Source organism: Streptococcus sp. F2 (assembly GCF_056500955.1).
The window spans coordinates 1-10,258 of sequence record NZ_JBWKAI010000040.1; the positions used below are offsets into that span (position 1 = coordinate 1).

12 protein-coding genes and 2 pseudogenes are annotated in these 10,258 nt (G+C 33.4%); 10 read left to right on the top strand and 4 right to left on the bottom strand.

What is annotated here, in order from left to right; translation table 11 throughout:
- The coding region (locus tag ACYTR8_RS09505) for an IS30 family transposase (protein ID WP_479650927.1) at window positions 1-314 on the top strand (314 nt) is incomplete at its 5' end.
- 100 nt (window positions 315-414) lie between these two features.
- On the opposite strand, the gene ACYTR8_RS09510 is transcribed toward ACYTR8_RS09505, so the two are convergent.
- Complete coding sequence (locus tag ACYTR8_RS09510) at window positions 415-1,704, bottom strand: LPXTG cell wall anchor domain-containing protein (RefSeq protein WP_269760424.1); 1,290 nt, start codon at window positions 1,702-1,704, stop codon at window positions 415-417.
- 346 nt (window positions 1,705-2,050) lie between these two features.
- Here ACYTR8_RS09510 and ACYTR8_RS09515 point away from each other — a divergent pair.
- Together ACYTR8_RS09515 and ACYTR8_RS09520 are read left to right on the top strand one after the other, a co-directional pair.
- A protein-coding gene (locus tag ACYTR8_RS09515) for an IS3 family transposase (protein WP_479642071.1) occupies window positions 2,051-3,156 on the top strand; the annotation gives its coding sequence in 2 pieces (ribosomal slippage) (window positions 2,051-2,327 and window positions 2,327-3,156; 1,107 coding nt in all).
- Window positions 3,157-3,199: 43 nt separating this feature from the next.
- Window positions 3,200-3,463, top strand: a pseudogene (locus tag ACYTR8_RS09520) (IS256 family transposase); the annotation flags it as partial.
- A 48-nt stretch (window positions 3,464-3,511) separates the two neighbouring features.
- Here the strand turns inward: ACYTR8_RS09520 and ACYTR8_RS09525 are convergent.
- A complete protein-coding gene (locus ACYTR8_RS09525) occupies window positions 3,512-3,682 on the bottom strand; it encodes a hypothetical protein (RefSeq protein ID WP_479642070.1) in 171 nt (56 codons plus the stop codon).
- A 62-nt stretch (window positions 3,683-3,744) separates the two neighbouring features.
- Window positions 3,745-3,984 (bottom strand): hypothetical protein, encoded by a 240-nt coding sequence (locus tag ACYTR8_RS09530; protein ID WP_012766497.1) that lies wholly within the window; start codon window positions 3,982-3,984, stop codon window positions 3,745-3,747.
- Window positions 3,985-4,127: 143 nt separating this feature from the next.
- On the opposite strand from ACYTR8_RS09530, the gene ACYTR8_RS09535 reads away from it, so the two are divergent.
- From ACYTR8_RS09535 to ACYTR8_RS09555, 5 genes and pseudogenes are all read left to right on the top strand, one after another.
- Window positions 4,128-5,036, top strand: coding sequence for an ABC transporter ATP-binding protein (locus ACYTR8_RS09535; protein WP_479642069.1), 909 nt, complete (start codon window positions 4,128-4,130; stop codon window positions 5,034-5,036).
- Between the two features lie 26 nt (window positions 5,037-5,062).
- Complete coding sequence (locus ACYTR8_RS09540) at window positions 5,063-5,863, top strand: ABC transporter permease (RefSeq protein ID WP_012766499.1); 801 nt, start codon at window positions 5,063-5,065, stop codon at window positions 5,861-5,863.
- Window positions 5,864-5,935: 72 nt separating this feature from the next.
- Window positions 5,936-6,625: pseudogene (locus ACYTR8_RS09545) on the top strand (transposase); the annotation flags it as partial.
- Window positions 6,626-7,213: 588 nt separating this feature from the next.
- Window positions 7,214-7,900, top strand: a complete 687-nt coding sequence (locus tag ACYTR8_RS09550; RefSeq protein ID WP_479642068.1) for a hypothetical protein — start codon at window positions 7,214-7,216, stop codon at window positions 7,898-7,900.
- Window positions 7,901-8,210: 310 nt separating this feature from the next.
- Complete coding sequence (locus ACYTR8_RS09555; RefSeq protein ID WP_003060590.1) at window positions 8,211-8,567, top strand: hypothetical protein; 357 nt, start codon at window positions 8,211-8,213, stop codon at window positions 8,565-8,567.
- Window positions 8,568-8,732: 165 nt separating this feature from the next.
- Here ACYTR8_RS09555 and ACYTR8_RS09560 read toward each other — a convergent pair whose 3' ends face one another.
- The gene (locus ACYTR8_RS09560) at window positions 8,733-8,879 is read right to left on the bottom strand and encodes a putative holin-like toxin (protein WP_080504454.1); all 147 of its coding nucleotides are present in this window, start codon (window positions 8,877-8,879) and stop codon (window positions 8,733-8,735) included.
- Between the two features lie 335 nt (window positions 8,880-9,214).
- Between ACYTR8_RS09560 and ACYTR8_RS09565 the strand changes: the two genes are divergently transcribed.
- Window positions 9,215-9,529: a hypothetical protein gene (locus ACYTR8_RS09565; protein ID WP_231871997.1), complete on the top strand. Its 315-nt coding sequence runs from the start codon at window positions 9,215-9,217 to the stop codon at window positions 9,527-9,529.
- Window positions 9,530-9,618: 89 nt separating this feature from the next.
- The coding region (locus tag ACYTR8_RS09570) for a tyrosine-type recombinase/integrase (protein WP_479642067.1) at window positions 9,619-10,258 on the top strand (640 nt) is incomplete at its 3' end.

The following is a 10,258-nucleotide window of genomic DNA, read 5'->3' on the forward strand; positions in this document are numbered from 1 at the left end:
AATTCCCAAAACATCTTTTTAAATCGATTACCTTTGATTGTGGGAAAGAATTCTCTAATTGGAAGACAATAGCCAACCAACATGACATTGATATTTTCTTTGCGGATCCAGGTTGCCCTGGTCAACGTGGGTTAAATGAACATTCAAATGGGTTATTAAGACGTTATGGACTGCCAAAGCAAATAGATTTCAATGGTATTCCTCAGAAATATTTATCAGCTATCGCTGATAAACGAAATAGAATTCCTAGGAAATCTTTAAATTATCGAACACCATATCAGGTTTTTCTGAGTTACGTAAAATGTCTAGCTTAATTTGACAATTTGGGAATATTTAATTATCTAATACCTTAACTAGCTTGAGAAATGGTAAAAATAGCCTATTTCTAAGGTTTTTTTATTACTATGAATGTTTTCAGTTCTCTTTACGGTTGATAACTGCTGCTACCCCAGCTGTTGTTATAACTGCAAGTGCTGCTGCGGTGAAGAATGGGTTCATAACCTCACCTGTTGAAGGCAATTGATTAGTCGTTTGCTTCATTTCAGCTTTAGCTGCCGCTGCTTTAGAAGTTGTGTGAGCTGGTGCTACTACTTTACCTGCTTGATCAGCTTTTTCAGGAGTGAGTGGTTTAGCCTCTGGCTTAGTTTCTGGAACTTTAGGTGCGTCTTCTTGTGGTTTTGAATGTGGACTTGATTTTCGAATATCTTTAGCATCTAGAGCAATGCTTCTTTCCTCACCTGTTGTAGCTTCAGAAAGCTTCTTGCCATTGACAATAATCTCATAGAATGTACCATCTAGAAGCCCCTTAGAAAATACAGCTTTGCCATCAGCTCCTGTTGTTACTTTCTCTATTACACGCCCTACTCTATGCTTTAGAGTGACTTCTTGTCCTGATAAAGGCTCCGCATCTTCATTACGAACGATAACAACCAATGGTGTTTTACTGTATTCTGGTTCAATTGTCCCTTTTCCGTCGATAGTAAAGCTAGCTGAACGTTTATCACCATTGACACCGGTTCGGAAATTATAACCTTGAGGAACACCATTCACAAAAACAGTTAAGCTTCTTCCTAAAGGAAGCTTGTCAAAAACAGCTTGTCCTTTTTCATCTGTTGTCACAGTTGCAAGTGTCTTTCTGCTACTTGTTATATCTACCACTTGGACGTCTTTTCCAGATAATATTTTACCCTCAGGGTCTATAACTGTTGCGGTAAAAGCAAAGCTACCCTCGATAACATCATCATGATGGTGGTGTACATGATCACTGTGATGGCTACTGTGCCCATCGTCAAAAGGCTTAGAAACATCAATCTTATCCAATAAAATAACATGATGATGATCGCCATGTGGGTACATCAAGGCCTTACCTTCTGAAGTATCCAATAATTGAATCTTATCGACTGATAAACCTGTATGTTTTGCAATATAGGCTTTCTTTTCGGCAATCATATTGTCATCTTGTTTAGCATCTGAAAGTGATTGATCTGATACGGCTTCCTTTTCCATCGATGGATTAACTGCCTTCTCAGTGCTATCAGACAATGTTTGGTTACTGTTACCTGTACTTACATTTGGTTGAACGACAGCATGACTATCCACCGATGACGAGTCATCAGCAAAAGCTATCGGTGAGTAAGTTGAAAGTGCTAAACCAGCAGTCAGTAAAGCAGCTGGGATAAGTAATGAATATTGTGATTTTTTCATTTGTAACTCCTTAGAAGTATTATTTATTTTTATTAACCAGTTAACTAATTGGTATATTATCAGAGAAACCGGTGTTTGTCAATTGTTAAGGTAGTTTAAATAGTTAATAAAGTTTATTTAAATAATTAATAACCATTAGTTTACAATCGATATGAGACTTAAAATACAAAAGAAGAAATCTTGTATGATAAGAATACCAACCACTCATCAGAGATGAAGCAAGATGTTTTAAGTCTTTTTACAGAATAACTCTTTATAACGTGACTAAGGTATAGGCTGAATCGGTTACACTAAACTAGACAGAATTTATAAAGTGTTCTACACTAAAGAAAACAGGAGAACAGATATGTCTAGAAAAATACGTCGCCACTTCACCGATGATTTTAAGCAACAAATTGTTGACCTCCACAATGCTGGAATGAAACGAAGTGAGCTTATCAAAGAATATGAGTTAACGCCCTCAACCTTCGATAAGTGGGTCAGACAAGCCAAACTAACGGGTTCCTTCAAGTCTGTTGATAATATGACAGATGAACAACGGGAACTGATTCAACTCAGAAAACGCAATAAAGAACTCGAAATGCAATTAGACATTCTAAAGCAAGCGGCAGTGATTATGGCACGAAAAGGGAAATAATCACTGCTAACAAGGATAAATATAGCATTTCAAACATGTGTCGTTGGTTGAAGATTCCTCGCTCTAGCTATTACTACAAAGCTGTTAAGCCAGTACCTGAAGCAGAACTTGGAGAAAAAATCAAATCTATCTTCCTCCAAAGTAAGTCTAGGTACGGAGCCAGGAAGATAAAAAAATGTCTGGAAGTACTAGGAATCAACTTGTCTCGCCGTCGGATTCGTCGCATCATGAAGAGATTGAATTTGGTTTCTGTTTACCAGAAGGCTACCTTCAAACCGCATTCTAAAGGGAAGAATGAAGCACCAGTTCCGAATTTCTTAGAGAGACAGTTTAACCAACAAAAACCATTGGAAACCCTTGTGACGGACTTAACCTATGTTCGTGTTGCCAATCGTTGGGCATATGTTTGTTTGATTCTTGACCTCTTCAATCGTGAAATCATTGGCCTCTCCCTTGGTTGGGACAAGACTGCTGACTTAGTCAAAGAAGCCATTCAAAGCATTCCCTACGCTCTAACCAAGGTCAAGATGTTCCATTCTGATCGTGGCAAGGAGTTTGACAATCAGCCGATTGATGAGATGCTTGAAGCTTTTGGAATCACCCGTTCTCTCAGTCAGGCTGGTTGTCCCTATGACAATGCCGTCGCTGAGAGTACCTATCGCTCCTTCAAACTGGAGTTTATCAACCAAGAAACCTTTCAATCACTAGAAGAATTAGCCCTCAAAACGAAAGATTATGTCCACTGGTGGAACTATCATCGCATTCATGGTAGTCTTAACTACCAAACTCCCATGACCAAACGAATTATCGCTTAAAAAGCACTTTATAAAAATTGTTCAGAAAAGTGTTGCCTTTTCAGAGACCTTAGAATCAATCGAAAATCTATTGATCTTTTATGAATTTCCTCATCAGATCTGGGGAAGTATCTACTCGACCAACCTTATTGAATCACTTAACAAAGAAATCAAACGTCAAACCAAAAAGAAAGTCGTCTTTCCCAATGAAGAATCCCTAGAACGCTATCTCGTCACACTATTTAGTGATTACAACTTCAAGCAAGGACAACGAATCCACAAAGGTTTTGGCCAATGTACGGACACACTTGAAAGCCTATTTGATTAACAATATCAGCTTTGCTAGAGTGTTTACACAAGATTATTGACAGACTCGCTAGTAATCTGATACTATTCTATTTTCACGTGATAATGAATATGATTTTAATATAAATTTATAAAATAGATAGGTATTTTGTTCAGATAGACCATCCTCTTTATATCTTAAAATAAATTTATTTAATTCTTGTTGAAGCTCTGTGGGAATTTTTCTTTCAATTATTTCCATCTTCTCATCCTTTTTATATAAATAGAGCTGTGTATACTACACAGCTCCGACTTATTAAATTGTTATTCTGGGTCAATAATATGACATCCTGAACTATGAGCGCCGGATGGGCTTAAAGCTTTTTGTTTAATTGAGAGTGCAATTTTATCAAGTGCATTTAAATCTCTAGTTAGCAATGCTTCTTTTTCCATCCCTGTTATTCCGTAATTTTCTATTACAAGTGATGGGTTGTCAAAAAACTCTCCAACAACTTCCATATTTCCTTGTAGTGCATTGATCAGATTCTTTAGTTGGTTACTCATAATAAGTCCTCCTTATATTAGAAATAAAGCTCAACGATATCAAATATTCCGGATTAATTTGATATAATAATATTAACTTGATATAATAAGAATCTCAAGAGAAAACGTTTACATTATAAAAATATTCTATAGGGAGTGTGTGAATGGTAAATGTACTAGATATAAAAAATTTAAATGTTTCTTTTAAATCAAAGAAAGCTTTAAATAATATAAATGTTGAGATTAATAATGGAGATTTTATTGGTTTATTGGGATCCAATGGAGCTGGTAAATCTACATTTATAAATTCTATTACTGGCTTGCAAAAAATAGATTCTGGAGAAATCAATTATTCAGATGCAATAATAAAAAATAAAAAGCTTCCCTTTTCATCTATAGGATTTTCACCACAAATAACAGTAATGGACTTTTATACTACTGTTAAAGATAATGTAATATTAGGATTAAATCTTGCGGGTATAACTGGCAAAGAAGCAGAGAATCTTTGTGAAAAAGCATTGAAAACTGTATTTCTTTATGAAAAAAAAGATAAGATTGTTGATACATTGTCAGGTGGTCAATTACAAAGAGTTCAGATTGCACGAGCGATTGCTCATGAACCCAGTTTGTATATCCTTGATGAGCCTACATCTGGTCTTGATGCAGAATCCTCTGAGGCTTTTTTGACTTTTTTAAAGAATGAAGTGAATAATGGAAAAACAGTAATTATTTCATCGCATGATATTCAATTATTAGAATTATTTTGTAATAAAATATTATTTATTAAAAATGGAGTTATGGAATTTTTTGGTCCAATAGAAGAATTTTTAGATAATGATAGTTATGAAGTGACACTAACTTTCAAAGATAAAATTACAGAAAAACAAAAGGATTGGATCAAAGAGAATAAGTATATTATGGAAATTTGTAATGATTTTTCATGCTTAATAAAGCTGCCAAAAGAGATTTCTATCTTGGACATTATAAGTGAATTTGAAAAGGAATTTGTAATTAACGACTTTTCAATAAAAACAACACAACTTAGGGAGATATATTTAAATAAAGTAAAATAATAAATTATAATTGAAAGGACAATAATTTGGAAGTCGAAAAATTAAGAAAAGAATCGAATCTTGGTTTAAATGGAATCAGAATAGTAGGAAAAAATGAAATTATAGCATTTTTTCGAAGCAAAGGATTAGTTGCATCTCAGCTACTTCAACCAATACTGTATGTTGTTTTTATTGTTGTGGGATTGAATAATTCAATAGGTTCAGTTAATTATAATGGGTTAATTGTACCTTATTCAAATTACACAATAGTTGGAATCTTTTCACTTTTGATAGTGGGACAGATGACACAAGTAATTTATAGAGTTACTATTGATAAAAGATATGGCTTATTAGCATTGAAACTATCGTCGGGAGTTAAACCTTTTTATTATATTTTAGGAATGAGTTTATATTCAATTCTCGGTTTGGGAATACAAGAAATTGTAATATATTTAATTGGTTTACTGTTTAATATAAATATATCTTTTCCTCTTTTTTTATACATTATGTTGTTATCTTTTGTAGTATTACTATTTTGGACATCATTAGGTGTTTTGATTACTATGTTTATTAATGATTATCAGAAGAGAGATATTGTTATTAGATTTTTAATTACTCCTTTAGGTTTTACTGCTCCCGTTTTTTATTTATACGATACTGCTCCTAGAGTTGTTCAAATTTTTGGTGCTATAAATCCATTAAGTTATCAGTTAGCAGTTTTAAGAGATACATTCTTTGGAATACAAAGCTCTTTACAGATATTTCTTTTAATATTAGCCTCGTTGTTGTCAATTGTAGTTACAGCAATTATTATTCCTAAAATTAATTTAGTATTGGTAGAGAGATAGTATATTAGTTTGGTTAATTTCAATTAGTATTTTGGGATAATTTATTTAATTATAATAATTGAGAGTTTAAAAGTTAAAAATTATTTCTACCGCTACCCGAGAAAAGTCAGAGAACAGGTCAAAGTCGTGACCGTGAACATGTCTGGTGCTTACATTCCAATCATCAAGCAACTATTTCCTAAGGCCAGAATTGTGTTGGATAGGTTTCACATCGTCCAACATCTTGGCAGAGCAATGATGACCACTCGAATCGCTATCATGAAGACCTTTGACAAGAAATCTCTGCCTTATCGTGCCATTAAAAATCACTGGCGCCTTTTTCAGAAAGACAGCCGAAAACTGTCTAATAATCGTTTTTATTCCAAGACCTTTAGACAGACCCTCCAGCCTCAGGAAATCGTGGACAAGACACTTCAATTCTCAGACGAACTCCGTTATTACTACGATCTCTACCAGCTTCTGCTCTTCCATTTTCAAGAAAAACGAACAGAGGTTTTCTTTGAAATCATCGAGGATAACATGAAGCTTGTCACTCTGAACTTCAAAAAGGTTTTTGTGACCTTCCGCAAACTCAAACCTTACATCGAAAATGCCCTCCAGTTCGACTATTCTAACGCCAAGCTCGAGGCTACCAACAAACTCATCAAGGATATCAAACGAGCAGCCTTCGGCTTTCGCAATTTTAAGAACTTTAGATCTAAAATCCTCCTCGCTTTGAACATACAAAAAGAGAGAGCCAATCTGGTTCTCTCTAGGGTTTAGACTCGCTACCAACTACAGTTGACAAAGAGCCAACAAATTTAGAACAAATTTGCCAAAACAAAGAAAAAAAACCTTTTAAATCAAGGTTTTTGACACTATTATTAATACCCCCTACAGGATAAAACTAAGGTAAGATAAAATGTGATAAGTGATGTTACCAGATATTTAAGGGTGTTCTAAGTCAATAATTAATGTTAAGTAAAGTCATAAAATAAAATTTTGGTGGGCAAAAGGTGGGCAAAATAATAAAAATTCGGGAACATAATTATTAGTAAATAATTGCTATTCTTGTATATTTATAGAGTTTAGATGCTAAAAGAAATTGTAATTAATGGCTTAATAATTCTATACTATTATCTAAATTTAGAATAGTTTTTTGAATAAAATAGGTTACTTAAGTTAAATTATTTTATTGTGAAAATTATGTAGGATTTTCAAACGAAGAGTATATGGAGCTATAAAGAAAGCGCTTCCTTTCAGAGGAGATGTGGTGTATAATTATATTAAAGTAATATTTTAATTTTTATTTTGGAGAAGGAGGAAGTTTGAAAAAAAATAAAAGTTATATTGGCTGCTTGTATAGTTGGGATGAGCTTCTTAGTTACAGAGAATTCAAGTATTCATTCAGTAAACGCTAATGAAGTGGTAAATTCTAACGATAGCTCTCAAACTTCAAATATAGTTATTTCATCCGAAAAAATATCTCCATATGTTATAGAGTTTGTCACTCAACAGGAAACGAATAATATTGCTTCCTATGCACGTTCTTTATCATCTCATAATGATGAAAATTATACTACGGTCAGATTTGACTTTTCGCAAGCAGAATTTTATGATGATAATGGAAATTTGCTTGATAAAGATACTATTATGGAAACTATAAGACCAGAGAAACTTCTTGCTAGATCTGCAGGTACAAGTGGTGGAACATGGTCTTCAGGATCTGGTTACAGTGTATGTAAAGGAATGCTTGTTTCAGGGAATGCAGGATTAGTAGGTTTACAAGCAACTTATTACGTAGATTTTCAGAAGGTTCAAGGTGGGTATGACAGGCTTGATAGAGTATATGGTGCCACAGTTAATGGAGCAGGAAGTTGGGCTTTTTTAGCTAATGGTGTATTTAGAGCTAGTGAGGCACCTGGAGCTTCAGCGTATGGTGGTATAAAAGGTCAATGGACTGTCTCTCCAGGATTAGGACTTCCTTCAGGAACTTCTACAAAACATCTGTATTTCAGAGTTGGTAATGATACTTTTTGGTTGGATACTAATTTTTAATTAGAGATTAGTCAGGAGGTTATTATGGCAGAGTTTATGCTATATTTAGGAATACTATTGAATTTGTTGTACTTAGGACTTGCTATTACGGCAGTAATTTGTCTTATAAAAATATATAAATTACTTGCAAAAAAATAATTAGATTAAAAGAGATTTACTTTTTAAATTAAAATATTACTTTCTGATTTAATGGGCTTGCATTTTCAAAATGCAAGCTTTTTTGTATGCAATCTTAAAATGATATTATTTGTGTTACTTATATAGTATTGGTGTTATAATAAAAATATAGGAAGATATTAGGAGAATTCAAATGAAAAGAAGAATTTTAGTTTCTCTATTACTAGCGTTATCAATTCTCTTTTTGGTAGCATGTTCAAATAATAGTTTAGATGGTGAATATTATTGGATTAATGATGCTAGAAATCAGCATATGGCTACAATTAAAGGCGATAAGGGTTATGTTGAATCAGAAGGCGGTTATTCCATAAAAATTGATTCAGAGTTAAAAATTATTGAAAGTAAATTTGGTTCTGAAAAATATAGTTATAAGGATGGAAAATTGACAACAAATTTTACTGGTGTAGAAAGTGATTTTTATAAAAAGGGATCAAAAGCTTGTGAGGAAGCATTGAAAAAATATGGTTATAAAGAAGTAGGAAAAGAATAGTATTTTATTGTGACATTATCAAATAGTTGCTTAATTTGGAGATAAGGGTTATAATGAAAATAGAAAAGGGCAGTTGTTCGAAACAACTACCCAATGCAGAACCGTTTAAGACGGTGGCATGTTTATTGGTTAAGAATAACCGTCAACCGACCAAAGTTGAGACGGTTATTTTTTATTGCTTAGTTTTACGATAATAACAACTAAGCCAATGAGTGAGAGTAGAAAACTACCAAACCCAAGCATGAGTTGCATTGTCTCGTAAACCGACAACAACTCGCTCCTTTCCCTTTGGATTTTAGTACCTACATTCATAAGCACCACCACCTTTCAGAAATAAGAGCCACCGTCTTAACTTTTCTGCCTTTTTATTATAACATACCATATCAGGTTTTTCTGAGTTACGTAAAATGTCTAGCTTAATTTGACAATTTGGGAAATATAAAAACTAATTGTCCTATCTGCTTTTTTAATTCTTTATTTAAGAGATATCTCTTTTACGACTATAATAGTGACATTTGTTAGGTGCATCTAACCGTTCTTTTGCAAGTTGGTATTCAAGTGAAGAAATGACTTGAAGAGGATCATCGGCTAAACGAGCACCTTCAACTAACGAAATGTCTTTATTCCATAAATTAAGGTCGAGCGGAGTGAAAAAGCGTTTAGCAATAAAAAAAGAGTATATTAGCGAAAAAACAGGTAATGCTTATACTACATTAGTTATTGAAAAAATGGCAGTCGTATCTACGGGATCGATAGAGCAAACTGATGATAATAAATATAGATATTATATTATTGATACCATCGATTCAAATGGAGCAGGAAATATGGAATACGCTATCAAAACAACTAATAAAGTAGATGTGAAGCTGGGAACGCAACTTACATTTTTCAATGTTCGCGGTGGAGAAACCGCTAAGGGTGGTTGGTACGCTGCTGATCGCGTTGAAATTAAAACAAAGTAAATGAGTACGAGACACATTTATAACAAGCAGTCACAAAAATTCAAAAAAGTCTTTTATAAAGATGCAAGCACATATCTGTTAGCAATAATGTGATTGATAAAACTGTTTCTCTTTATAACTTATGGGAGGCATGGTTTGAGTCCAATATTTTACCTACAAATAAAGCCGAGACAACTTTTTATAAACACAAACTAAGAGGACAGAAAATTAAAGATTTCTTTGGTAACGCACCTGCTATGTCTATAAAGGCAAGTCAATATCAAGCTTTTATAAATTTGTACGCAGAGAAAGTATCAGCTAATACTGTTAGACGATTGAACTCAGAAGTTAGAAAAGTTATTAATTTTGCCAAAAGAGACAGGATAGAAATTTATGATTTTACTAATGGTGTTATTATTAGTGGTATTGATAATTCAAAAACTAAAAAAGAAAAGTCACTACAAAGTTTAGCTGTTTATCAAAAGTTACTGAATTTTCTAGTCAATTGTTTAGACTACAAAAAATCTGTAATCCCTTATCTACTATATATACAACTAAAAACAGGCCTTCGGTTTGGTGAGGTTCTAGGATTAACATGGGACTGTATTGACTGGAGAGATAAGGAAATCAGAACTTATAGACGTTACGATAGTATTTCCTATGAATGGAAGCCACCTAAAACTGAGACCTCAGTAAGGTCTATACCTATTGATGATGCCACCCTCACAGTCCTTAAAAAGTTGAAGATTG